Below are 22,273 nucleotides of genomic sequence, written 5' to 3'. Positions count from 1 at the left end.
CTCGGTTTTATTTTTGTGGGCTGTCCAGCAGCATATCCATCTCGAACTGGCGCAGGGGATCCTGCCGCCAGCCAAGATGCGTAAAGAAGGGGGCGGCCACCTCGGGCACAAAAACGTTGGCGGTCAGCGGCAAAGGGGCGAACTGCGCTTGCAGGGTGGCCAGCAAGGCGCGGGCATGCCCCTGGCCGCGGTGCTGCGGCGGCACGTAGATCAGGCGCAGCCAGCAGTGCTCGGCGCCGGGCATCACCACGGCGTAGGCCTGACGATTGAGCGTATAGGCTCGCGGTGTGCCCGGCAGCTTGAACAGCGATTCGGGGGCAATCAGCCAGGGCAGGTCAGTGGCGCCTTCCGCCGTCAGGCGGTGGCTGACGGTCAGCGGATCGACCGCCTGCAGCGCCGCCGTGCCTGGCGGCACTTCCGCCGGCGCCTGATGGCCGGTCAGGGTGCGCACGATGCGCAGCCCGGCGCGGTGATACAGCGCCAGCGCGGCGTCGTTGCCTTCGATCACTTCCAGCGACAGCCGATGGTCGCCGCGTTGGCGGGCATCCGCCACCAGCCGCTGCATCAGCGCCTTGCCCAGCCCCTGGCCGCGCATCTCCGGGCGCACGGAAAAAGCCGCAACCCGGCTGTGACGGCCACGGCGGGCGATCAGCGCCACCGCCACCGGTTCATGGCGGTGGGTGACGATCAGGCTGTCGTTCAGGCTGAGATCTTCGGCGCCGAAGCGGGCGGCGAAGGTCGATCCGTCGAGCACGAAACGCACGATGTAGTTTTCAAAACAGTGGTTGAGGATGTTGGCCAGTTCGTCGCTGCTGTAGCGCAAGGCGTTGTGGTAGTCGAAGCGTCCGTCGTTATGCATGGCTGATTCCGCTCGGGGGAAAGCTATACATGTAGACCCGTTTGTTTTGCAAGGCAAGCGGGGGGATTCGCTGGCGGGGAAAATAAAAACAAAAAAGCCGGACGCAGCCGCCCGGCGAAATAAAACTCTGGGTATCAAGTGACGCTAAAGTTTGCAGTGGTGGTTATTCATTCATCACATCAGAACTGGTAGGTCAGGGCGACAACAACGACGTCGTCGTTTTTCAGACCCAGTTTGTTGTCGTCATCAAGCTGGTTGATTTTATATTCGACATAAGTGGACATGTTTTTGTTGAAGTAATAGGTCGCCGCTACGTCGAAATATTTCACCAGATCGACGTCGCCGATGCCTTCAATATCTTTGCCTTTCTGCTGAACGTAACCCAGCGATGGGCGCAGACCGAAGTCGAACTGATATTGCGCGACCAATTCAATCCCTTCCGCTTTATTGGCGAAGCCGCTAACGGAGGTCGAGTTATTATTGATGGTGGCGGTGCCGGAAATAGGCGCGATATTGCGGCTCTGCGAATAAGTCGCGGCCAGGTAGACATTGTTGTTGTCGTATTTCAGACCGCCGGCCCAGATATCGGCCTTGTCGCCTTTACCGAAGGTGCCCGCCTTTTGCGTGGCGGTGCGGTTGGAAGAGGCATAGGCGGCGCCCACGCTCAGACCGTCGATGATTTCATAGCTGGAGGAGAGACCCCAGCCGTCGCCGTTCGCCTTGCTGGCGGAGCGGCCGTCGTTTTCGTTCTTGCCCTGGTACTGCACGGCAAATTTCAGGCCGTCAACCAGACCGAAGAAGTTGTTATTACGGTAGGTGGCGACGCCATTGGTACGGCCGTTCATAAAGTTGTCGGTCTTGATATAAGCATCATCGCCGAATTCAGGGATCATATCCGTCCAGGCGCCAACGTCGTAAATGATGCCGTAGTTGCGACCGTAGTCGAAGGAGCCGAGATCCTTATATTTCAGACCGGCGAAGCCCAGACGCGTTTTGGTGTCTTTGGTGCCGTCGGATTCAGAATGGTTGGCGGCGATCTGATATTCCCACTGGCCATAGCCGGTCAGCATATCGTTAATCTGAGTCGCGCCTTTAAAGCCGATACGGACGTAGGTTTTATCACCATCGTTGCCGGCATCATCAGAGAAATAATGCAGGGCTTTCACACGACCGTAAAAATCGAGCTTGTTGCCGTCTTTATTGTAGATTTCTGCTGCCTGTGCCGCTTGCGCAAGTAAAAGTGCCGGAATAATAACGGCCAGAAGATTACGTTTCATGGGTTACCCTGCTTTATTCGATTGAAAGACGCTTATCATCAGTTGCATTGCTGTTTTACTGTGCCGCCTGATTGTTGGCGGCGGAGAATTTTTACCGTAGTAATGTGATCTATTTATGACAAAAAATTCATTTTCATGTCGAACGATTAAAAAAGTCGCGCAAAGGGTGAATTTTTTCTTCAGCCGATGGTCGGCGGCTGGTCTACAGTTACCGATACCTTGTTCCGCTGCGGGAGGAATCATGCACGATACTTATACTTTGTTCGGTACGCAGGGCTGCGGCTCGACCATCGTGGCCGCCGCGTTGGCGTTGACCGCTTTCCCCTGGGGCTATGAGGAGGTGGATTACACGCAGGACGGCCCGGAGCGCGATCGCCTGCTGGCGCTGAACCCGCTGGGCCAGGTGCCCACCTTAGTGCTGCCCAATGACGAAGTGATGACGGAGAGCGCGGCGATTATCCTGCTGCTGCACGATCGCGCACCGCATGCCGAACTGGCGCCGCCCGGCGGTTCGCCGCTGTTGCCGCGTTTTCTGCGCTGGCTGCTGTTCATCAACGCGGAGATTTACCCCACCTTAACCTATGCCGACCATCCGCAGCGCTGGCAGCCGCAGGCGGCAGGGGCGGAACAGCTGAAAAACGCGGTAATGGATTATCGCGAGCGTTTATTGCGGCAGTTGAACGCCGCCGCAGGAGCGTCTGGCCCGTGGTTTCTCGGCAAGAGCTTCAGCGCGCTGGATCTGTACCTGGCGGTAATGTGCAACTGGCGGCCGGGCCGCGCGTGGTTCCGGCAACACTGCCCGCGACTGTACGCCATTGCCGAACGGGTGGAACAGCGGCCGGAGCTGAATGCGCTGCTGAGCGCCCATTTCGACGGCGTTGCCCCGCTGGAACCGTGACATCGCCCCGCCGCCCGGCGGGGAACCCTCCCGTTTTTCTGAACTGAGACTGCCGAAAATCCCGATTTTCACTCGCCTCGCTGGCGGGTAGCGTAAGGCTATCCGCAACTGACAGGAGAGTGTGATGCCATCAAAATCCCAGGCCGGGCAACAGGCGTTCGGCGATATCGCCCCCAAGCTGGCGCAGCTCAGCGACAGCGTCTTGTTTGACGATGTCTGGCAGCGGCCGGCGCTGAGCCCGCGCGAACGCAGCCTGATCACCGTCGCCGCGCTGGTGGCGCTTAACCGCGTGGAACAACTGCCGTTTCACCTGCAACTGGCTCAGCGCAACGGCGTGGCGCATCAGCAGCTGGCTGAGCTCATCACCCACCTGGCGTTCTATGCCGGCTGGCCCGCGGCGGCGTCGGCCGTGGCGCGCCTGCGCGAGCTGGAACCGGAGGCGCCCCATGCCGTTTAGCCGCATCGCCCTGCATCAGGGCAAGTCCGCCGACTATCTGCAAACCTTGTCCGACAGCCTGCATCAGGCGCTGGTGGAGGCCTTCGAGGTGCCGCCGACGGACAGGTTTCAGGTGATCGATCAATACCGCCCCGGCGAGCTTATCTACGATCGCGACTATCTCGGCGGGCCGCGCAGCGCGGATTTCGTGCTGTTTTACATCACCGCCGGGCGGCCGCGCGACAGCGACACCAAGCGGCGTTTCTACCGACGGCTGGCGGCGCTGCTGGCGGAAAAGCTGCGGCTGAACCCCGAGGATGTGATGGTGGTGATCGCCACCACCCAGTTGGACGAGTGGTCGTTCGGCGGCGGGCGCGCCTCAATGATCGATCCGCAGGCGTAACTCGGGCTGACGTCGCCGGCGGTCTGTGGGACAATAGCGCCATCATTTCGTTTAGATAAGAGTTGAATGGCGCTCTCCTCCGCAGTTAAAGATCAGATTGGCCAGTGGTACAAAGCCCTGCAGCAGCAAATACCGGATTTTATTTCCCGCGCGCCCCAGCGCCAGATGATCGCCGAAGTGGCGAAGACGCTGGCCGGCGACTACCCGCGCCATCTGGCGATCGAGGCGCCGACCGGCGTCGGCAAAACGCTGTCTTACCTGATCCCGGGCATCGCCGTCGGGCGGGCGGAGAGCAAGCCGCTGGTGGTGAGCACCGCCAACGTGGCGCTGCAGGACCAGATCTACAGCAAAGATTTGCCGCTGCTGAAGAAGATTATCCCCGATCTGAAATTTACCGGCGCCTTTGGCCGCGGGCGTTACGTCTGCCCGCGCAACCTGGCGGCGATGAGCACCGACGTTAGCCAACAGGGCGATCTGACGCTGTTCCTCGACGACGAACTGGCACCGTCCAGCGGCGAAGAGCAGGCGCTGTGCCAGAAACTGACCAAGGCGTTGGCCCGCTTCGAGTGGGACGGACTGCGCGACCACTATCAGCAGAGCATCGACGATCCGCTGTGGGCCAAGCTGAGCACCGACAAGGCCAACTGCCTGGGGCGCAACTGCCATTACATCCGTGAATGCCCGTTTTATATCGCCCGCAAAGAGATCGAGAGCGCCGACGTAGTGGTGGCCAACCACGCGCTGGTGATGGCGGCGCTGGAGACGGAATCGGTGCTGCCGAACCCGAAAGAATTGCTGCTGGTGCTGGACGAAGGCCACCATTTGCCGGAGGTGGCGCGCGATGCGCTGGAGATCGACGGGGAAATCACCGCGCTGTCGACCAACCTGCAGCTGGACATGATCGTCCGCCAGGTCGAGCAATGCATGACGCAGTACCGGCCGAAGAATCCGCCGGGGCTGGCCAACAGCGAACGGCTGAAGAACCATTGCGAGGAGCTGCGTGAGCTGGTGCAGATCTTCGAGCATCAGGTCAGCGCCTATCTGCCCGGCGACAGCGTGGCGGCCGAGCACCGTTTTGAAATGGGCGAGCTGCCCGCGGAGATGGTGGAGAGCTGCGCGCGGCTGTTTAAACTGACCGATGCATTGCGCGGGCTGGCGGAGTTCGTGCTTAACGATCTTACCGAGCAGACCGGCAAGCACGACATCATGCGCCTGCACCGCGCCATCTTGCAGATGAGCCGCACGCTGGGCTATCTGGAGGCGATGAGCAAGCTGTGGCGGCTGGCGGCGCTCGACAAGTCGTCCAACGCGCCGATCTCCAAATGGGTCACGCGCGAACTGCGCGATAACGTCACCCATCTGTATTTGCACTGCGTCGGCATCCGCGTCAGCGATCAGCTGGAGAAGCTGCTGTGGCGCAAGGTGCCGCACGTGGTGGTCACCTCGGCCACGCTGCGTTCACTGAACAGCTTCGCGCGTTTGCAGGAGATGAGCGGGCTGAGCGAGAAGGCCGGCGATCGCTTCGAAACGCTCTCTTCGCCGTTCAATCACGTCGAACAGGGCAAGATTGTCATTCCGCAGATGCGCTATGAACCGGCGCTCGCCAACGAGGCGGAGCACCTCGAGGAAATGGCGCGGTTTTTCCGCGCCGAGCAGGCGAGCGGCAAGCACAAAGGCATGCTGATCCTGTTCAGCAGCCACCGGGCGATGCAGACTTTCCTCAGCTACGTGACCGATCTGCGGCTGATGCTGCTGGTGCAGGGCGACCAGCCGCGCTACCGGCTGGTGGAAGAGCACCGCAAGCGGGTGGAGAAGGGCGTCGCCAGCGTGCTGGTGGGGCTGCAATCGTTCGCCGAAGGGCTGGATCTGAAAGGCGAACTGCTGACCCAGGTGCATATTCACAAAATCGCGTTTCCGCCGATCGACAGCCCGGTGATCATCACCGAAGGCGAGTGGCTGAAATCGCTGAAGCGCTATCCGTTCGAAGTGCAGAGCCTGCCGAGCGCCTCGTTCAACCTGATCCAGCAGGTCGGCCGTCTGATCCGCAGCAACCAATGCTACGGCGAGATCGTGATCTACGATCGCCGGTTGCTGACCAAAAATTACGGTTCGCGGCTGTTGGCGTCGCTGCCGGTGTTCCCGATCGAGCAGCGCGCGGTGCCGGAGGCCGACAAGGCGCATCTGGCGGCGCTGAAATCCGCCGCCGATGCGGCCAAAAAAGAGAAGAAGCGCGGCAACCCGTTCGCCCGCAAGCGGCGGCGTTAATCAGAGCAGCGGCGGCAGGCGGCGCTTGACCGGCGTGGTTTTCACGATCGAGGTGTTGCTCTGCGCATGCTCGGCCAGCCGATCGAGAGTGTGGTCGAGCTGCGCCATCGAGTGCGCCACCAGCCGCACGATAAAGCAGTCTTCGCCGGTCACCTTATCGCATTCGACCACTTCCGGGATCGCCTGAATCAGCTGCTCGACCTTCTTCAGCATGCCCGGCAGCGGCTTGATGCGCACCAGCGACTCGAAGGCGTAGCCCACCGCCTGCAGATTGACGTTCAGGGTATAGCCCTGGATCACGCCGCTTTCTTCCAGCCGCCGCAGTCTTTCCGAGGTGCTCGGCGACGACAGGCCCACCTGCGCGCTCAGCGTCTTCAACGACGCGCGCGCATCTTCCGCCAGAATGGTCAGGATTTGGCGATCGATATCATCCATAACGCCTCCGTTAGGTGTTTTATTTATTATAGCTGCGAGAAAAAGGCAGTTAAGCATATTTGCCTTTTTTATGCTATGGAAAGCCGCCCTGCGAAGCCGCAAGCTATGTCTCTGGGCAAGCTTCGAGGAACGCAGAATGAATGCAGAGATAAAACGCGGATCGCTGGAGATGGCGGCGGCGATGTTGATTTCCGGCTCTATCGGCTGGTTTGTGTTGATGTCCGGCCAGCCGGTTATCAACGTGGTGTTTTGGCGCTGCGCGGTAGGCGCGCTGGTGCTGCTGGCGGTGTGCGGCGTATTGGGTCAGCTGCGACGCGATGCGCTGACGCGCGCCACGCTGCTGCTGGCGATCGCCGGCGGCGTCGCGCTGGTGATCAACTGGCTGCTGCTGTTCGCCGCCTATTCCTATGCGTCTATCTCCATCGCCACCGCGGTGTACAACACCCAGCCGTTTATGCTGGTGGGGCTGGGGGCGCTGTTTCTGGGGGAACGGCTGACCGCCCGCAAGCTGCTGTGGCTGGGGCTGGCGTTCGGCGGCATGATGCTGGTGGTGCTGGCGCAGCCGCGGCAGGCGGGGGAGCAGAGCCATTATCTGGCCGGCATCGCGCTGGCGCTCGGCGCGGCGTTTTTCTACGCCCTGATGGCGCTGGCGGCCAAGCGGCTGAAGGGCACGCCGCCGCATCTTATTGCGCTGATCCAGGTGACGGTGGGGGCGGTGATGCTGTTGCCGCTGGTGGATTTTCATGCGTCGGCCAGCGTTGGCCAGTGGGGGATGCTGGCGACGCTCGGCGTGTTGCATACTGGCCTGATGTACGTGCTGATGTACGGCGCGTTGCAGAGGCTGCCGACCCACCTGATCGGCTCGCTGTCATTCATCTATCCGATCGCCGCCATGCTGGTGGATCGCCTGGCGTTTGGCCACCGGCTGTCTGCGTGGCAGCTGCTGGGCGCGGCGATCATCCTGCTGGCGGCGGCGGGCATGAACCTGCTGGGCGATCGGCGAGCGCGGCTGCTGCCGGCCTCGGACGGCCGGCGCGCCGGCTGATGCTCAGTTCGGTTTTTTCAGCCGACGCCATAAAGTGGTGCGGCTGATCCCGAGCAACCGGGCGGCGGCGGCGTGGTCGCCCCCGCACCGCGCCAGGGCTTCGTGGGCGGAGACGGGCGCCGCCGGCGTCTCGGGCGGCGGGGCCACCGCCAGCTCCGGCAGCAGCCACTGCAGCGTTTCGCCGCTCGGCGCAGCGCCGGTGCTCAGCATCAGCGCCACCCGCTCCATCATGTTGCGCAGCTCGCGCAGGTTGCCGGGCCAGGCGTAATGACTGAGCGCGGCGTAACAGCCGGGCAGGGCGGCGCGCAGCGGCTCCGTCAGCGGCACGTCGAGCGCCGCCAGCGACTGTTTCAGAAAGTGTTCCGCCAGCATCGCAATATCGTCGCCGCGCGCCCGCAACGGCGGCAGCTGCAGCCGCAGGGCGCTCAGGCGGTAGAACAGATCGGCGCGAAAATCGCCCTGTTGAATCGCCTGCTCCAGGCGGGTGTGGGTGGCGCTGATAACGCGAAAATCGACCTTTACCGGCTGTTGCCCGCCCACCCGGGTGATGGTTTTTTCTTCCAGCGCCCGCAGCAGCCGGGTTTGCAGGTGCAGCGGCATTTCGCCGATCTCATCCAGAAACAGGGTGCCGCCGTTGGCGGTTTCCAACAGCCCGCGTCGGCCGCCGCGCCGTGAGCCGGTAAAGGCGCCTTCCTCATAGCCAAACAGTTCCGCCTCCAGCAGCGATTCGGCGATGGCGCCGCAGTTGATGGCGACGAACGGCGGCGTCGCGCCGCGCCGGGAAAAGTATTCGCGGTGGATCGCCTGCGCCGCCAGCTCTTTGCCGGTGCCGGTTTCGCCTTCGATCAACACCGCCGCCGGCGATCGGGCGTACAGCATGATGGTGCGTCGCGTCTGTTCCATCTGCGGGGAATCGCCCTGTAAATCGCTCAGCCCATAGCGCGGCTGCAGGGTATTGCGTGCGGCGTAGTCGCCGCCGCGTTTGGCGCCGCCCAGCATCAGGCGCGTCACGTCCAGCGCGTCGCTGAAGGCGGCGCGCAGGGTGGCGGCGGAATAGAGAAAAATGGCGGTGAGCCCGGCCTCTTCCGCCAGATCGCTGATGAGGCCGGCGCCGACCACCGCCTGAATGCCGGCGGCTTTCAGCTCGGCGATCTGGCCGCGCGCGTCCTCTTCGGTGACGTAGCTGCGCTGCTCCAGCGGCAGATCGAAGGTTTGCTGGAACTCCAGCAGCGCGGGCAGGGGCGTTTTGTAGGTGATGACGCCGATCCGATCGGCGGTTCTGCGCGCCTTGCTCAGCGCCTGCAGCAGATCGAAGCCGCCGGGTTTGACCAAAATGACCGGCACCGACAGGCGGCTTTTCAGGTAGGCGCCGTTGGAGCCGGCGGCGATGATGGCGTCGCAAGGCTCGGTCGCCAGGCGAGCGCGGATATGCTGCACCGCCTCCTCAAAGCCGAGGCGGATCGGGGTGATGACCGCCAGATGGTCGAACTCGAGGCTGATATCCCGGAACAGATCGAACAGGCGGGTGATGGAGACGGTCCAGATCACCGGTTTGTCTGGCGCGCGGGACGGCGTGATGTGATCGCTCATGGTGGGTTACCGAATGAAAGTGGCTGCATTAGGTGTAGCCTTGTTTCAGTCATGTTTCAAATATGCCGATTGAAACCGCGATTGAAACGTTAACTGAAACGTTTTTTATCGCTTGGTCTGCCCAATGGCGACGCGAATTTTATAACTCACTTATTTTTATCGCTTTTAATTTTTTCCTCGCCAAAGTGCAACCTGGCCCGCCCCTTGCTCTGTCTGTTCCATCTAGCTAATCGGAGAGAACGTCATGACGCTGCGCTCACCCGGGCTCGCCTTTCGTCAGGCCCTGAGTAAAGAGAAACCCCTGCAAATCGCCGGCGCGATCAACGCCAACCATGCCCTGCTGGCCCAGCGGGCGGGGTTCCAGGCCATCTATCTTTCCGGCGGCGGCGTGGCGGCCGGTTCGCTGGGGCTGCCGGACCTGGGCATTTCAACGCTGGACGATGTGTTGACCGATATTCGCCGCATCACCGACGTCTGCCCACTGCCGCTGCTGGTGGATGTCGACAGCGGTTTCGGCGCATCGGCGTTCAACGTCGCCCGCACGGTGCGCTCGGTGAGCAAGGCCGGGGCGGCGGCGCTGCATATCGAAGATCAGGTTGGCGCCAAGCGCTGCGGCCATCGGCCCAATAAGGCCATCGTTTCCACCGAAGAGATGGTGGATCGCATCAAGGCGGCGGTGGATGCGCGCAGCGATCCGGACTTCGTGATCATGGCGCGCACTGACGCGCTGGCGGTGGAGGGGCTGGAGGCGGCCATCGAGCGCGCTCAGGCTTACGTGGCGGCCGGGGCCGACATGCTGTTCCCGGAAGCGATCACCGAACTGGGCATGTACCGCCGTTTCGCCGAAGCGACGCAGGTGCCGATCCTCGCCAACATCACTGAATTCGGCGCGACGCCGCTGTTCACCACCGACGAGCTGCGCAGCGCTCGGGTGGATATGGCGCTATATCCGCTGTCGGCCTTTCGGGCGATGAACCGGGCGGCGGAGCGGGTGTACCGCGCCCTGCGCGAGGAGGGCACGCAGAAAAGCGTCATCGACACCATGCAGACCCGCAACGAGCTGTACGAAAGCATCAACTACTATTTGTTCGAAGAGAAACTCGACGCTTTGTTCGCTCGCCAGCGCGACGAATAAGCGCCATTCACGCAGAAGCCAAATGAGGACAGTATGAGCCAAGCGATCCCCCCGCAAAGCCCGACTGGCGTTAAGCCGAAAAAATCCGTGGCGTTATCCGGCGTGCCCGCCGGGAATACCGCGCTGTGTTCCGTAGGGCGCAGCGGCAACGATCTGCACTACCGCGGTTACGACATTCTCGATCTCGCGCGCCACTGCGAGTTTGAAGAGGTCGCCCATCTGCTGATCCACGGCAAGTTGCCCAACCGCGACGAGCTGCAGGCCTATAAACACCGTCTCAAAGCGCTGCGCGGCCTGCCCGCCAGCGTGCGCACGGTGCTGGAGGCGCTGCCGGCGGCGTCTCACCCGATGGACGTGATGCGCACCGGCGTTTCGGCCCTCGGCTGCACGCTGCCGGAAAAAGAGCAGCACGGCGCGGCCGGCGCGCGCGACATCGCCGATCGGCTGCTGGCGTCGTTGGGATCGATGCTGCTCTACTGGTATCACTACAGCCACAACGGCGAGCGCATTCAGCCTGAGACCGACGACGATTCCATCGGCGGCCACTTCCTGCACCTGCTGCACGGCGCAGCGCCTTCCGCCAGCTGGGAACAGGCCATGCATGCGTCGCTGATCCTGTACGCCGAGCATGAGTTCAACGCCTCGACCTTCGCCGGCCGGGTGATCGCCGGCACCGGATCCGACGTCTATTCGGCGATCGTCGGCGCCATTGGCGCGCTGCGCGGGCCAAAGCACGGCGGCGCCAACGAGGTGTCGCTGGAGATCCAGCAACGCTATGAAACGCCGGACGAAGCGGAAGCCGACATTCGCCGCCGCATCGATAACAAAGAGGTGGTGATCGGCTTCGGGCACCCGGTGTACACCGTCTCCGATCCGCGCCATCAGGTGATCAAAGAGATCGCGCTGCGCCTGTCGCAGGACGCGGGCGCGATGAAGCTGTATGACATCGCCGACCGGCTGGAAAGCGTGATGCGCGACACCAAAAACATGTTCCCCAACCTCGACTGGTTCTCGGCGGTGTCTTACCACCAGCTGGGGGTGCCCACCGAAATGTTCACGCCGCTGTTCGTCATGGCGCGGGTGAGCGGCTGGTCGGCGCACATCATCGAGCAACGGCAGGACAACAAAATCATTCGCCCCTCCGCCAACTATACCGGGCCGGAAGCGCGGGCGTTCGTGCCGCTGGATCAGCGCTGAGCGCCGATCGTTATCGTGTCGTTTTCACTATGGAGCCTTTGGGAATCATGATGCTTGAGTCTGCCAACACCGGCCGTCCGCCGTTCGATCGCGAAATGGTCGATATCGTCGATTATGTAATGAAAGAGGCCGTCGATACCCCGGCGGCGTACCGCACCGCTCACTATTGCCTGCTCGATACCCTCGGCTGCGGGCTGGAGGCGCTGAGCTACCCCGCCTGCAAGAAACTGATGGGGCCGGTGGTGCCGGGCGCCGAGGTGCTGAACGGCAGCCGGGTGCCGGGCACCCGCTTCCAGCTGGATCCGGTGCAGGCGGCGTTCAATATCGGCGCCATGATCCGCTGGCTCGACTTCAACGACACCTGGCTGGCGGCGGAGTGGGGCCACCCGTCGGACAACCTGGGCGGGATCCTGGCGGTGGCCGATTGGCTCTCGCGCCAGGCGGTGGCGGCGGGCAAAGCGCCGCTGACCATGCGGCAGGTGCTGATCGCCATGATCAAGGCGCATGAGATCCAGGGCTGCCTGGCGCTGGAAAACGCCTTCAACCGGGTGGGGTTGGATCACGTGCTGCTGGTGAAGGTGGCGTCCACCGCGGTGGTGGCACAGCTGCTCGGCCTGAGCCGCGAGGCGATCCTGAACGCGGTGTCGCTGGCGTGGGTGGACGGGCAGTCGCTGCGCACCTACCGCCACGCGCCGAACGCCGGCACCCGCAAATCCTGGGCGGCGGGGGATGCGACCGCGCGCGCGGTGCGGCTGGCGCTGATGGCCGCCACCGGCGAGATGGGCTATCCCTCGGCGCTGACGGCGCCGACCTGGGGGTTCTACGACGTCTCGTTCAACGGCGAACCTTTCCGCTTCCAGCGGCCGTACGGCGCGTACGTGATGGAGAACGTGCTGTTTAAAATTTCGTTCCCGGCGGAGTTCCATGCCCAGACCGCCGTGGAGGCGGCCATGACGCTGCACCGCCAGATGCAGGCCGCCGGCAAAACCGCCGCCGATATCGCCAGGGTGAGCATCCGCACCCATGAGGCCTGCCTGCGCATTATCGACAAGCAAGGGCCGCTGGATAACCCGGCGGATCGCGATCACTGCATTCAGTATATGGTGGCGATCCCGCTGCTGTTCGGGCGGCTGACGGCGGCCGATTACGAGGATCGGGTGGCCGAGGATCCGCGCATCGACGCATTGCGCGGCAAGATCCTCTGCCATGAAGATCCCGCCTTCACGCGCGATTATCACGATCCGGAAAAACGCTCGATCGCCAATGCGCTGACGGTGGAGTTCGCCGACGGCAGCCGTCTGGATGAGGTGGTGGTGGAGTACCCTATCGGCCATGCGCGGCGGCGTGAAGCGGGCATCCCGCTGCTGATCGAGAAGTTCAAAACCAACCTGGCGCGCCAGTTCCCGGCCCTGCAGCAGCAGCGCATTCTCGAGGTGTCGCTGGACCGGCAGCGGCTGGCGCAGATGCCGGTCAACGAGTATCTCGATTTGTGGGTGATCTGACGCGAGCGGCGCTGACAAGCCACGTCGGCGTCGCTATGATGGACGCTCCATTTCCGTCTGTCTTCTTATCAGGTGATTCATGGTTGATGCCGCAACGTTGTTGTTGTTTTCCGGCGCCTGCGTGGCGCTGGCGCTGACCCCCGGCCCGGATATGCTGCTGATCGCTTCGCGCAGCGTCAGCCAGGGGCGGCGCGCCGGTTTCGCTTCGCTGGCGGGCATTCAGCTCGGCACTTACTGCCACGCGCTGGCGGCGGCGCTGGGGCTGTCGCAATTGTTCGTCGCGGTGCCGCTGGCTTACGACGCGGTGAGAATGTTGGGCGCGGCCTATCTGCTCTATCTGGCGTGGAAAACGCTGCGATCCGGCAGCAGTCTGCAGGCTTCCGCCGGGTTGCAGGCGGTGCCGACGGCGCGCATTTTCCGTCAGGGATTGCTGACCAACATCCTCAACCCGAAGATGGCGCTGTTCGTGCTGGCGCTGTTCCCGCAGTTTATCGATCCGCGCGCCGGCTCGGTGGTGGTGCAGATGCTGGCGCTGGCGACGGTGCTGAATCTGGTCGGCTTGCTGATTAACGGCGGGGTGATCCTGGCGGTCAGCGGCATGAAAAGCCGTTTCGTCGGCCGTCGCTTCAGCGCCCGTTGGCCGAACTACCTGCTGAGCGGCGTGTTCGCCGGGCTGGCCTGCAAACTCATTTTCGACAGCCGTCGTTAATCTTCGCGCAGCAGCGCTTCAAACGCCGCGCTGGCCGGTTCGTCCGGCAGCGCGCTGTACATCACCAGCCGCAGGTGGTTCTCTTCGTCGACGATGAAAGAGGCGTGGTCAAAGGTGACCGGGCCGATCTCCGGGAGGGTGAAGCTGCGCCGCCCCTGGCAACGTCCGTGAATATCATGCTGCCGCCAGAGCTGGCGGAACTGCGGCGATACCTGCTCCAGCGCCTGTACCCGTTGGCGCATCACCTCATCCTCCGGCGCGCGGGCGTAGTCGCGGCGGAAGCTGGCCAGGATTTGCGGCGCCTGCGCCCGCCACTCCAGCAGGCGCGCATTGAGCTGCGGATCGGCAAACAGCATCCACAACATGTTGCGCTCTTGCGCCGGGCGCTCGCCGATGGCGAACAGCCGCTGCGCCGCCGGATTCCAGGCGATGATGTCCCAACTGAGGTTCATGACGTAGGCCGGCCGCAGCGTCAGGTCGTCCAGCAGGCGCCGCACCAACGGCGAAACCTGGCACCACTGATGGCCGACCGGCACCGGCGGGCGCTGATGCGCCAATAAAAACAGGTGGTAGCGGCCGGCGGCGTCGAGCTGCAGCACCCGCGCCAGATTTTCCAAAAACGTCACCGACGCATTGATTTCCCTGCCTTGCTCCAGCCAGGTGTACCAGGTGAGGCCGACGCCGGCCAGCGCCGCCACCTCCTCGCGCCGCAAGCCCGGCGTGCGGCGGCGGCTGCCGCTCGGCAAGCCGACTGACTCTGGCGACAGTTGTTCTCGCTTTTGCCGCAGAAAATCCCCCAGTTCGTGGCGGGTGCGTTCGAGGGTGCGTGGGGGCATGTCGGCCGTCCTGTTGCTGTCAGTAATAGTATAAATGGCTATATAGTAACAGTTTAAACTCTATTCCATACTGCGGCCATCATAATCTCTGGAGGTGGTATGGAACATTCATTATCTGGTGAACGGCGGGGATTGCCCGGCCTGCCGGTACTGCTGTTGGGCGGTTTTGTCACGGTGTTCGATCTGTTTGTGGTCAACGTGGCGGCGCCGGTGATCCAGCAACAGTTCGCCGCCGATTTCGCCGGTATCGGTTTGATCGTCGCCGGTTATGAACTGGCGTTTGGGGTGCTGTTGATCGCCGGTGGGCGTCTGGGCGATCGCTTCGGGCGTCGGCGTCTGTTCAGCCTCGGTATGCTGGGTTTCACGCTGAGCTCCCTGTTGTGCGGGCTGGCGGGATCGCTCAGCCTGCTGATCGCCGCGCGTATCCTGCAGGGGGCGGCGGCGGCGCTGTTGTTCCCGCAAATTTACGCCTTGATGCGGGTGCTGTACGCGCCGCAACAGCGGCGGCGCGCCTTCGCCTGGCTGGGCATGACGCTGGGGTTGGCGGCAATCTTCGGCCAGATCCTCGGCGGATTTATCATCGAGGCCAACCTGTTCGGCAGCGGCTGGCGCATGATCTTTTTGATCAATTTGCCTATCGGCGCACTGGCGCTGTGGGCGGCGCGGCGCATTCCCGAATCGCGAGTGGCGCAGGCGCAGCGGCTGGACGGCGTTGGCCTGTGGCTGGCGGCGGCCGGCCTGTCGCTGTTGCTGCTGCCATTGCTGGAAGGCCCGGCGCGCGGTTGGCCGCGGTGGATCGCGCCGATGTTGGCATTGGCGTTGCTGACGCTGTGGGGCTTCCTGCGTTGGGAGCGCCGCCTGGCGCAGCGCGGTGATGATGCGGTGCTCGATCCGGCGCTGTTCCGCCAGGCGGGCTTCGCGCCGGGCATGGCGGTGGTGCTGGCGATTTATGCCACCGCCTCCTCGTTTTTCTTGTGCTTCGCGCTGCTGCTGCAGGCGGGGGCGGGGCTGACGCCTTTTCAGGCGGGCAGCCTGTTCGCCCCGGCCAGCGCGGCCTTTATGCTGGCCTCGATGCTGGCGCCCCGGCTGACGTTGCGTTGGGGCAACGGCGTGCTGAGCGTGGGCGTGGCGATTTACGCCGCCGGGTTGGCGCTATTGATGGCGCAGGCGCTGTGGGGCGGGGCGCTGGCGCATCCGCTGCGGCTGCTGCCGGGGTTGGTCGTGCTGGGATTCGGCCAGGCGCTGAGCATGACGCCGCTGCTGAATCTGGTGCTCGGTTTGGCGCCGGAGCGGCAGGCGGGCATGGCGGCGGGTCTGGTGGCCACCGTGCAGCAGGTGGGGGGCGCGCTGGGCATCGTGGTCAGCGGCGTCGGTTTTGTGCCGCTGTTGGCGAGCGGCGGCGCGGCGGAACGCTATGCGCAGGCCTTTGCCGGCGCGATGCTCTGTAATTTGGTGGCGATGGGCGTCGCCCTGATCTTGTTAAACCGGATCACTCGAAATACTCAGAAAGCGGATCTTAAGTAGGCCGCCGGCGGGTGCTTTACTGTCGACATCATGAGAGAGCGATAAGGAGCCACACTGATGTTTCAACCCGCCGCATTTCGTGAAGACGATCTGGATGCCCAACTGGCGTTGGTGCGCGCCCACCCGCTGGGGCTGTTGGTCAGCCACGGCGAGCAGGGATTGACGGCCGATCCGCTGCCGTTTCTGGCCGATGTCGAACAGGGGCAGATCCGGCTGCGGGCGCACCTGTCGCGCGCCAACGAGCACTGGCGACGGTTGCAACAGGCGGCGGAATGTCTGGTAATTTTTCAGGGCCAGGAGGGCTATGTGTCGCCCGGCTGGTACCCGAGCAAGCGCCAGACCGGCAAGGTGGTGCCGACCTGGAACTACAGCGTGGTGCAGCTGCATGGCGTGCCGACGGTGACGGACGACCCGGCCTGGCTGCGCCGCCAACTGATCGATTTCACCGCGCAGCAGGAAGGGCGGCGTCCTGAACCCTGGCGGATCGAGGATGCGCCGGCCAACTACATCGCCGCACAGCTTAAAGGCATCGTCGGTATCGAGATCGCCGTCACCCGGCGCGAAGGCAAATGGAAAATGAGCCAAAACCGCAGCGCCGACGATGCCGGCGGGGTGATCGCCGGGCTGCGCGATGGCGATGAAGCGCAGCGGCGGCTGGCGGCGGAGGTTGAGCGGCGGCGCGGATAGGGTATGCTAACCGAAGAGTGAGCTGAGGGAACCTTCGGATGGATTACACCAAAATTATCAAAGAAATAGGCCGCGGCAAAAACCATGCGCGCGATCTGGATCGACAGACCGCCTTTGAGCTGTATCAGGCGATGCTGGCCGGGGAGGTCCCCGAGCTGGAGTTGGGCGGCATTCTGATCGCGCTGCGCATCAAGGGCGAAGCCGAAGAGGAGATGCTGGGGTTCTATCAGGCGATGCAGCAGCAGGTCTTGCCGCTGCAGGCGCCGCAGGGGCGGCCATTGCCGGTGGTGCTGCCGAGCTATAACGGCGCGCGCAAGCAGGCCAATCTGACGCCGCTGCTGGCGCTGCTGCTCGCGAAAGTGGGCCTGCCGGTGGTGGTGCACGGCGTGCTGGACGACAGCACCCGCGTGACCAGCGCCGAGATTTTCCGCGCGCTTGGGCTGCCGTGGTCGGAACAGGCCGCTCACGCCCAACAGCGTCTCGATAACGGCGAGGCGGTATTCATGCCGGTTTCCGCGCTGTCGGCGCCGCTGGCGCGGCAGCTCGGGCTGCGTTGGCGCATGGGGGTGCGCAACAGCGCCCATACGTTGGCCAAGCTGGCGACGCCGTTCGGCGAACAGGATGCGCTGCGTCTCGCCAGCGTCTCACACCCGGAGTATGTCGGCCGAGTGGCGTCGTTTTTCCGTCAGATCGGCGCCCGCGGGTTGTTGATGCACGGCACCGAAGGCGAAGCCTACGCCAATCCGCTGCGCTGCCCGCAGATTCACCATATCGTCGGCGGCGAACAGCGCATATTGCTGGAGCGCACCTTGCAGGATGAAACGCCGGCGTTGCCGGCGGCGAAAGACGCGGCAACCACCGCGCGCTGGACCGAGCGCTGCCTGGCGGGCGAGGTGGCGATCCCGCAGGCCATCCAGCGGCAGGTCGCCTGTTGCCTGGTGGCCGTCGGCGAGAGCGAGACGCTGGAGCAGGGGCTGAAACGCCTGCATCAGGCCTGAGCGCGACTATACTGGGATATTTCCTCATCGGCTGAGAAGGACGGTTATGCAACAGGCTCTCGATTACTTCAATCAATTGAACCAGGATTACCTCGACGTACACCGCGCCAAAGAAGAGCTGTTCTGGCAAAACTACATGGGCACCGGCGGCGAAGACGTCTCGGCGCGCTTTTCCGCCGCGGAAAGCGCCTATAAGCGCTTTATCGCCGAACCGCGCCGGCTGGCCGAGATCCGCAATCTGCTGGCCGGATTGGAAGCGTTGCCGCAGGAGGCGCAGCGCGATGCGCTGATCCACGGTCTGCAAGGTTGGCTGCGCTTTTTCGACTGCAACGCCATTGAAGACCCGCAGGCGCAGGCGCTGTTGGATCAGATCATCCACGCCGAATCCGATCTCTACTCGCGCCGCAAGAGCTATCAGGTCACCCATCTGAACGCCGATGGCCGGCGCGTGGCGGCTTCGCTCGGCGAGCTGTTGACCAACCAGGCGACCAACCCGAACGAAGACTACCGCCGCAGCTCGCAGCAGGCGCTGCGCGATCTGGAGCAATGGCTGCTGCATAACGGCCTGCCGGAGCTGATCGGCCTGCGCAACCGCTTTGCGCGCCAAATGGGCTATCGCAACTATTTCGACTACAAGGTGAACAAGACCGAGCGCATGACGCCGGAGCAGCTGTTCGCCATTCTGGATCGCTTCGAGCGGGAAACCCGCGAGGCCAACGCGCGCAGTCTGCAACAGCTGGCGGCCGAGAAGGGCAGCCAGGCGCTGGAGCCATGGAACGTCCGCTTCGCCAGCGCCGGCGACGTCACCCGCCAACTGGATCCTTATTTCCCGTTTTCCCGTTCGCTGGAACGCTGGGTCGACAGCTTCAAACGCCTGCACATCGGTTTTGGCGGCGCGGAGATGAACCTCGATCTGCTGGTGCGCAAAGGCAAGTATGAGAACGGCTTCATGCACGGCCCGGTGCCGCCGTTTGTACGCCAGGGGGAATGGGTGCCGGCGCGCATCAACTTCACCAGTCTGGCGCAGCCGGGGCAGGTGGGCAGCGGGGCTTACGGGCTTAACACGCTGTTCCACGAAGGCGGTCATGCGGCGCATTTCGCCAACATTCGCCAGAATGCGCCGTGCTTCTCGCAGGAGTTCCCGCCGACTTCGATGGCCTATGCCGAAACCCAGTCGATGTTCTGCGACAGCCTGCTGGACGACGCCGATTGGCTGAAACGCTATGCGAAAAACGCCGCCGGTGAGGCGGTGCCCGATGCGCTGATCGAAGCAGGCATCGCGGCGCGCCAGCCGATGCGCGCGTTCAACGAACGCCATATCCTGCTGGTGCCGTACTTCGAGTGGGCGCTGTATCAGTGGGATGACGGGCAGCGCACGCCGGAAGCCATCACCGCGCTGGCGCGCGAGGTTGAGCAGAAGATCCTCGGCATCAGCGGCAGCCCGCGCCCGACGCTGGCGATCCCGCATCTGCTGTCGCTGGAGTCCGCCTGTTCTTATCAGGGCTACCTGCTGGCGATGATGGCGGTGGAACAAACCCGCCACTTCTTCCTGCAGCGCGACGGTTATCTGACGGACAACCCGGCCATTGGCCCGGATCTGGCGCAACACTACTGGTTGCCGGGCAACAGCGTCAGCCATGACGACACGCTGCGCAGCCTGACCGGCGAAGGGTTTAATCCGGACTATCTGGCGCAGGCCTGCAACCAGACGGTGGCGCAGGCGTGGCATGAGGCGCAGCAGACGATGGCCGCCGCGGCCAAGCGCCCGCAGCCGCCGGCAGATTTCGATTTGCAGGCGCACATCCGGGTAGTGGATGGCGATAGGGTATTGGCGGACAACGCCGAGGGTGACGAGCGGATGTGCCGCGACTTCGCCGCGGCGATAGAGGCGCGTTTGGTTTAAGGCTGACAATAAAATCCACGCGGAATCGTGGATTTTATTTAATGGTTAAAACCAGGCGTTATTTTATTCGAAATAGACGTCGGGATTATCGGCCAGAGACACGAAGCTCTTGGTGTTTCTATCCAGCGTGCGAATTTCGCCGCTTTCGATGTCGTACACCCAGCCGTGCAGGCGTAGCCCGCTGTTGCGCAGACCCACCGCCACAGAAGGATGGGTTTTGATATTATTTAGCTGAGCAATAACGTTCTCTTCCACCATAGCGTTAACTTTGTCTGTTTCGCTATTCCAGGTTTTCTTCTCGACCACCGCTTTTGCCGCATCCGCATAGTGCAGCCAGTGAGCTACCGCAGGCATGGGGTCGAGGCACTGGCAGGACGCGATAGCCTTCATGGCGCCACAGTTCGAGTGGCCACAAATCACGATATCAGTAACACCCAATGCCACCACTGCGTACTCGATGGTCGCAGAAACCCCACCCGGCTCCGGGCCAAAGGAAGGAACGATGTTGCCGGCGTTGCGGATAACGAACAGTTGCCCAGGTTCTTGCTGCGTCACCAGCTCGGGAACCAGACGGCTGTCAGAACAGGAGATGAAAAGCGCTTTAGGATTTTGGCTGGAGGCAAGGCTGCGAAACAGTTCCTTACGCTGTGGGAAAATCTCTTTCTGGAAACTGAGGAAACCTTCAATGATATGTTGCATACAACGCTCTCTGCATCTGTAGTCTGCGTAACATGATAATCATCCTCTTCCGTTAGTCCAGCCATAGGCAGGTAAAAAAATGTGTGTGCAAGCCCCCCGCAAACCCCATTGAATACAGGGTTTCTGCCTGTTTGCGACAGAGTTTTCCGGCTCGTTGGCGCGCGGGGGCTGACGAAGCGGACGATAGGCAAATAGCTGTCGTATCTATTTAAAACTCGCTATGAAACCGTGTTACGGTTGTTCATCCAAGAGCCGCGTAACCCTAAGGCAATGAAATGAAGAAACTGACTTTTTTATTGGCGCTGGTATTACTGAGCGGCTGTGTGCAGGAGCATCCCTGGTTCTATCCGGCAAACGTCAGCATTAAAAATAATCGCGTATGCGTTAGCGTGCCGGACGATATTGCCGGAAAACGCGAGCTGGTGGGCATCGGAATTTATCAACCGGGGGCCGGCGGGAAGGCGGAATGGTCCACTTCGGTTGCGCCAGGTCAGCAACCGATAGCGGTGATGCCAGGCGAATGCCTGACGGAGGCTTTCGGCGGGTTCCAGATTGGGCATAGCTATTCGGTTGAGATTGCGACGGTCGGCAATGCGTCAAATGAGGCGCCGCGCAAATATTGGGCTGAATTTACAGTGGTTGCTGATAAAGCGGACGGCAAAAAACTCGCTGTCGTACCCATTCAGCGCTGACGTACGCGAACATCAAAAAAGCCCGCCGGGGTGATATCCGGCGGGCTTTTTGACGTCTGGGGCGGCGATTATTTGTAGATAACCGCGGTCGCGTGCATCAGGTTATTGCCGCTGGTAGAGGTGATGGTGAAAGCCTTGGCGCCTGCAGCATCGGCTTTGGCGGCCAGCTGAGACTTCAGGCTGCTCAGGTCGGTTGCGCCGCTGGCGACGATCACGCCGGCTTTTTCGAATTGGGTGGCATCCTGGGCGCTGACGTGTTCAGCGGCAAAAGTGCTGAAAGAAGCGGTGGCCAGGGCGATAGCGGAAGCAAAATTTTTGATGGTTTTCATGTTCGTCATTCCTGTCAAAGTGAATTAGGGAGAAAGGGGTTTGCCTTTCGATGGGAAGATTATTGCGCAGTGACAGTCGGGATGAAATCGGAGAGTGTTGACAATTTTGTTCAGATTTTTTGATTATTAATTCCCCCCGTTCATCTTCTGCATAAACAGGGGGAGACGATCAGCGCGTCGGGCGCGCCAGATCGAAACGGTGCTGTTCGGAAATGCCGTAGTAGGCGGTTGGGCCGCCGGCGCGCAGGATAGGTTCGGCAGCGGCGGTCTGGTAGACGCCGTGTTCGTCCAGCAGCGCCGGATCGAGGTGCACCGCCACCACTTCGCCCAATATCAGCCAGGTCTCCACCTGTTCCCCGGCGGCGGTTTGCAGCTGAATGCACTGGGTCAGCCGGCATTCGAAGTTCACCGGGCTTTCGGCCACGCGCTCGGCTTTGACCCGGCGCCCGGGCAGCGGCGTGACGCCGGCGAAGGCGAATTCATCCTCGCCGCGCGGCAGGGGGATGGAACTGTGGTTCATCGCTTCCGCCAGCGGGCGTGTCGCCAGGTTCCAAACGAACTCACCGGTTTCCACGATATTCGCCACGCTGTCTTTCCAGCCGGTGCTGGCGAAACCGATGATGGGCGGGCGATAGTTGAAGCAGTTGAAAAAGCTGTAGGGCGCCAGATTACGCAAGCCGGCGGCGCTGCGGGAAGAGATCCAGCCGATGGGGCGCGGGCCGACGATGGCGTTCAGCGGATCGTGCGGCAGGCCGTGGCCGGCGGCGGGTTCATAATAATAACGAGATTCACGGTTCATGGGGCGTCCTGCGGCAATCGATGAAGCTTTCATTGTGCCGGGTTTCCCGCCGCTG

Annotated in this window: 22 protein-coding genes; 14 read left to right on the top strand and 8 right to left on the bottom strand. The window is 62.6% G+C overall.

From position 1 onward, the window contains the following. Positions 1-7 precede the first annotated feature (7 nt). Positions 8-859: a GNAT family N-acetyltransferase gene (locus ACMGGK_RS16345; protein ID WP_197758138.1), complete on the bottom strand. Its 852-nt coding sequence runs from the start codon at positions 857-859 to the stop codon at positions 8-10. Positions 860-1,038: 179 nt separating this feature from the next. After that, positions 1,039-2,136, bottom strand: a complete 1,098-nt coding sequence (gene ompC, locus ACMGGK_RS16340) for a porin OmpC (protein ID WP_004939326.1) — start codon at positions 2,134-2,136, stop codon at positions 1,039-1,041. A 241-nt stretch (positions 2,137-2,377) separates the two neighbouring features. Between ompC and ACMGGK_RS16335 the strand changes: the two genes are divergently transcribed. The 4 genes from ACMGGK_RS16335 (at position 2,378) to dinG (ending at position 6,138) form a co-directional block, all read left to right on the top strand. After that, a complete protein-coding gene (locus ACMGGK_RS16335) occupies positions 2,378-3,034 on the top strand; it encodes a glutathione S-transferase family protein (protein ID WP_420277030.1) in 657 nt (218 codons plus the stop codon). A gap of 124 nt (positions 3,035-3,158) precedes the next feature. Continuing rightward, positions 3,159-3,491, top strand: coding sequence for a carboxymuconolactone decarboxylase family protein (locus tag ACMGGK_RS16330; RefSeq protein WP_033640942.1), 333 nt, complete (start codon positions 3,159-3,161; stop codon positions 3,489-3,491). Beyond that, entirely contained in the window at positions 3,481-3,873 is a 393-nt protein-coding gene (locus ACMGGK_RS16325) for a tautomerase family protein (protein ID WP_016928540.1), read from the top strand. The genes ACMGGK_RS16330 and ACMGGK_RS16325 overlap by 11 nt, the downstream gene beginning before the upstream one ends. Before the next feature lie 66 nt (positions 3,874-3,939). Beyond that, positions 3,940-6,138, top strand: coding sequence for an ATP-dependent DNA helicase DinG (gene dinG, locus ACMGGK_RS16320; RefSeq protein WP_015377137.1), 2,199 nt, complete (start codon positions 3,940-3,942; stop codon positions 6,136-6,138). On the opposite strand, the gene ACMGGK_RS16315 is transcribed toward dinG, so the two are convergent. Beyond that, entirely contained in the window at positions 6,139-6,573 is a 435-nt protein-coding gene (locus ACMGGK_RS16315; RefSeq protein ID WP_016928538.1) for an Lrp/AsnC family transcriptional regulator, read from the bottom strand. It lies immediately after the preceding gene. A 136-nt stretch (positions 6,574-6,709) separates the two neighbouring features. Here ACMGGK_RS16315 and ACMGGK_RS16310 point away from each other — a divergent pair, with 136 nt between their 5' ends. Beyond that, entirely contained in the window at positions 6,710-7,618 is a 909-nt protein-coding gene (locus ACMGGK_RS16310) for a DMT family transporter (RefSeq protein WP_048795888.1), read from the top strand. Positions 7,619-7,621: 3 nt separating this feature from the next. On the opposite strand, the gene prpR is transcribed toward ACMGGK_RS16310, so the two are convergent. Further along, on the bottom strand, positions 7,622-9,208 hold the full coding sequence (gene prpR, locus ACMGGK_RS16305) for a propionate catabolism operon regulatory protein PrpR (RefSeq protein WP_049299514.1): 1,587 nt from the start codon (positions 9,206-9,208) through the stop codon (positions 7,622-7,624). Between the two features lie 244 nt (positions 9,209-9,452). Here prpR and prpB point away from each other — a divergent pair, with 244 nt between their 5' ends. From prpB to ACMGGK_RS16285, 4 genes are all read left to right on the top strand, one after another. Further along, positions 9,453-10,343 carry a methylisocitrate lyase gene (gene prpB, locus ACMGGK_RS16300; RefSeq protein WP_016928535.1) on the top strand — a complete coding sequence of 297 codons (891 nt, stop codon included), beginning with the start codon at positions 9,453-9,455 and terminating at the stop codon, positions 10,341-10,343. Positions 10,344-10,376: 33 nt separating this feature from the next. Beyond that, a complete protein-coding gene (gene prpC / locus ACMGGK_RS16295; RefSeq protein WP_016928534.1) occupies positions 10,377-11,540 on the top strand; it encodes a bifunctional 2-methylcitrate synthase/citrate synthase in 1,164 nt (387 codons plus the stop codon). 50 nt (positions 11,541-11,590) lie between these two features. Beyond that, complete coding sequence (locus ACMGGK_RS16290; RefSeq protein WP_049299532.1) at positions 11,591-13,042, top strand: bifunctional 2-methylcitrate dehydratase/aconitate hydratase; 1,452 nt, start codon at positions 11,591-11,593, stop codon at positions 13,040-13,042. A 79-nt stretch (positions 13,043-13,121) separates the two neighbouring features. Beyond that, positions 13,122-13,751, top strand: coding sequence for a LysE family translocator (locus ACMGGK_RS16285; RefSeq protein WP_049299515.1), 630 nt, complete (start codon positions 13,122-13,124; stop codon positions 13,749-13,751). On the opposite strand, the gene ACMGGK_RS16280 is transcribed toward ACMGGK_RS16285, so the two are convergent. Next, on the bottom strand, positions 13,748-14,587 hold the full coding sequence (locus ACMGGK_RS16280; RefSeq protein WP_049299516.1) for a helix-turn-helix transcriptional regulator: 840 nt from the start codon (positions 14,585-14,587) through the stop codon (positions 13,748-13,750). The two genes, ACMGGK_RS16285 and ACMGGK_RS16280, sit on opposite strands and share 4 nt — an antisense overlap. A gap of 99 nt (positions 14,588-14,686) precedes the next feature. Here ACMGGK_RS16280 and ACMGGK_RS16275 point away from each other — a divergent pair, with 99 nt between their 5' ends. The 4 genes from ACMGGK_RS16275 to ACMGGK_RS16260 are packed head-to-tail and all read left to right on the top strand — an operon-like array spanning position 14,687 to position 19,699. After that, on the top strand, positions 14,687-16,111 hold the full coding sequence (locus ACMGGK_RS16275) for an MFS transporter (RefSeq protein WP_420277029.1): 1,425 nt from the start codon (positions 14,687-14,689) through the stop codon (positions 16,109-16,111). 57 nt (positions 16,112-16,168) lie between these two features. Next, positions 16,169-16,798 carry an FMN-binding negative transcriptional regulator gene (locus ACMGGK_RS16270; protein ID WP_016928529.1) on the top strand — a complete coding sequence of 210 codons (630 nt, stop codon included), beginning with the start codon at positions 16,169-16,171 and terminating at the stop codon, positions 16,796-16,798. A gap of 38 nt (positions 16,799-16,836) precedes the next feature. After that, entirely contained in the window at positions 16,837-17,796 is a 960-nt protein-coding gene (gene ybiB, locus ACMGGK_RS16265) for a DNA-binding protein YbiB (RefSeq protein WP_420277028.1), read from the top strand. Between the two features lie 46 nt (positions 17,797-17,842). Next, positions 17,843-19,699: a M3 family metallopeptidase gene (locus tag ACMGGK_RS16260; RefSeq protein ID WP_143778741.1), complete on the top strand. Its 1,857-nt coding sequence runs from the start codon at positions 17,843-17,845 to the stop codon at positions 19,697-19,699. Positions 19,700-19,762: 63 nt separating this feature from the next. Here ACMGGK_RS16260 and ACMGGK_RS16255 read toward each other — a convergent pair whose 3' ends face one another. Continuing rightward, positions 19,763-20,398 (bottom strand): carbonic anhydrase, encoded by a 636-nt coding sequence (locus ACMGGK_RS16255; protein ID WP_004939270.1) that lies wholly within the window; start codon positions 20,396-20,398, stop codon positions 19,763-19,765. A 275-nt stretch (positions 20,399-20,673) separates the two neighbouring features. Here ACMGGK_RS16255 and ACMGGK_RS16250 point away from each other — a divergent pair, with 275 nt between their 5' ends. Further along, the gene (locus ACMGGK_RS16250) at positions 20,674-21,090 is read left to right on the top strand and encodes a putative T6SS immunity periplasmic lipoprotein (protein ID WP_016928526.1); all 417 of its coding nucleotides are present in this window, start codon (positions 20,674-20,676) and stop codon (positions 21,088-21,090) included. Between the two features lie 68 nt (positions 21,091-21,158). Here ACMGGK_RS16250 and bhsA read toward each other — a convergent pair whose 3' ends face one another. Both bhsA and ACMGGK_RS16240 read right to left on the bottom strand, forming a co-directional pair. Next, complete coding sequence (gene bhsA, locus ACMGGK_RS16245) at positions 21,159-21,419, bottom strand: multiple stress resistance protein BhsA (protein WP_420277027.1); 261 nt, start codon at positions 21,417-21,419, stop codon at positions 21,159-21,161. 169 nt (positions 21,420-21,588) lie between these two features. Next, positions 21,589-22,218, bottom strand: coding sequence for a flavin reductase family protein (locus ACMGGK_RS16240; protein WP_033640932.1), 630 nt, complete (start codon positions 22,216-22,218; stop codon positions 21,589-21,591). Between the last annotated feature and the right edge of the window lie 55 nt (positions 22,219-22,273).

This window comes from Serratia sp. BNK-33-b, assembly GCF_048684565.1.
Classification (GTDB): domain Bacteria; phylum Pseudomonadota; class Gammaproteobacteria; order Enterobacterales; family Enterobacteriaceae; genus Serratia; species Serratia marcescens.
This window is presented reverse-complemented; position numbering and strand designations above follow the sequence as displayed.

What these genes read in the sequence shown, in the direction of transcription:
- ACMGGK_RS16345 (WP_197758138.1), bottom strand. Translation starts at nt 859, where the DNA reads ATGCATAACGACGGACGCTTCGACTACCACAACGCCTTGCGCTACAGC.
- ompC (WP_004939326.1), bottom strand. Translation starts at nt 2,136, where the DNA reads ATGAAACGTAATCTTCTGGCCGTTATTATTCCGGCACTTTTACTTGCG.
- ACMGGK_RS16335 (WP_420277030.1), top strand. Translation starts at nt 2,378, where the DNA reads ATGCACGATACTTATACTTTGTTCGGTACGCAGGGCTGCGGCTCGACC.
- ACMGGK_RS16330 (WP_033640942.1), top strand. Translation starts at nt 3,159, where the DNA reads ATGCCATCAAAATCCCAGGCCGGGCAACAGGCGTTCGGCGATATCGCC.
- ACMGGK_RS16325 (WP_016928540.1), top strand. Translation starts at nt 3,481, where the DNA reads ATGCCGTTTAGCCGCATCGCCCTGCATCAGGGCAAGTCCGCCGACTAT.
- dinG (WP_015377137.1), top strand. Translation starts at nt 3,940, where the DNA reads ATGGCGCTCTCCTCCGCAGTTAAAGATCAGATTGGCCAGTGGTACAAA.
- ACMGGK_RS16315 (WP_016928538.1), bottom strand. Translation starts at nt 6,573, where the DNA reads ATGGATGATATCGATCGCCAAATCCTGACCATTCTGGCGGAAGATGCG.
- ACMGGK_RS16310 (WP_048795888.1), top strand. Translation starts at nt 6,710, where the DNA reads ATGAATGCAGAGATAAAACGCGGATCGCTGGAGATGGCGGCGGCGATG.
- prpR (WP_049299514.1), bottom strand. Translation starts at nt 9,208, where the DNA reads ATGAGCGATCACATCACGCCGTCCCGCGCGCCAGACAAACCGGTGATC.
- prpB (WP_016928535.1), top strand. Translation starts at nt 9,453, where the DNA reads ATGACGCTGCGCTCACCCGGGCTCGCCTTTCGTCAGGCCCTGAGTAAA.
- prpC (WP_016928534.1), top strand. Translation starts at nt 10,377, where the DNA reads ATGAGCCAAGCGATCCCCCCGCAAAGCCCGACTGGCGTTAAGCCGAAA.
- ACMGGK_RS16290 (WP_049299532.1), top strand. Translation starts at nt 11,591, where the DNA reads ATGCTTGAGTCTGCCAACACCGGCCGTCCGCCGTTCGATCGCGAAATG.
- ACMGGK_RS16285 (WP_049299515.1), top strand. Translation starts at nt 13,122, where the DNA reads ATGGTTGATGCCGCAACGTTGTTGTTGTTTTCCGGCGCCTGCGTGGCG.
- ACMGGK_RS16280 (WP_049299516.1), bottom strand. Translation starts at nt 14,587, where the DNA reads ATGCCCCCACGCACCCTCGAACGCACCCGCCACGAACTGGGGGATTTT.
- ACMGGK_RS16275 (WP_420277029.1), top strand. Translation starts at nt 14,687, where the DNA reads ATGGAACATTCATTATCTGGTGAACGGCGGGGATTGCCCGGCCTGCCG.
- ACMGGK_RS16270 (WP_016928529.1), top strand. Translation starts at nt 16,169, where the DNA reads ATGTTTCAACCCGCCGCATTTCGTGAAGACGATCTGGATGCCCAACTG.
- ybiB (WP_420277028.1), top strand. Translation starts at nt 16,837, where the DNA reads ATGGATTACACCAAAATTATCAAAGAAATAGGCCGCGGCAAAAACCAT.
- ACMGGK_RS16260 (WP_143778741.1), top strand. Translation starts at nt 17,843, where the DNA reads ATGCAACAGGCTCTCGATTACTTCAATCAATTGAACCAGGATTACCTC.
- ACMGGK_RS16255 (WP_004939270.1), bottom strand. Translation starts at nt 20,398, where the DNA reads ATGCAACATATCATTGAAGGTTTCCTCAGTTTCCAGAAAGAGATTTTC.
- ACMGGK_RS16250 (WP_016928526.1), top strand. Translation starts at nt 20,674, where the DNA reads ATGAAGAAACTGACTTTTTTATTGGCGCTGGTATTACTGAGCGGCTGT.
- bhsA (WP_420277027.1), bottom strand. Translation starts at nt 21,419, where the DNA reads ATGAAAACCATCAAAAATTTTGCTTCCGCTATCGCCCTGGCCACCGCT.
- ACMGGK_RS16240 (WP_033640932.1), bottom strand. Translation starts at nt 22,218, where the DNA reads ATGAACCGTGAATCTCGTTATTATTATGAACCCGCCGCCGGCCACGGC.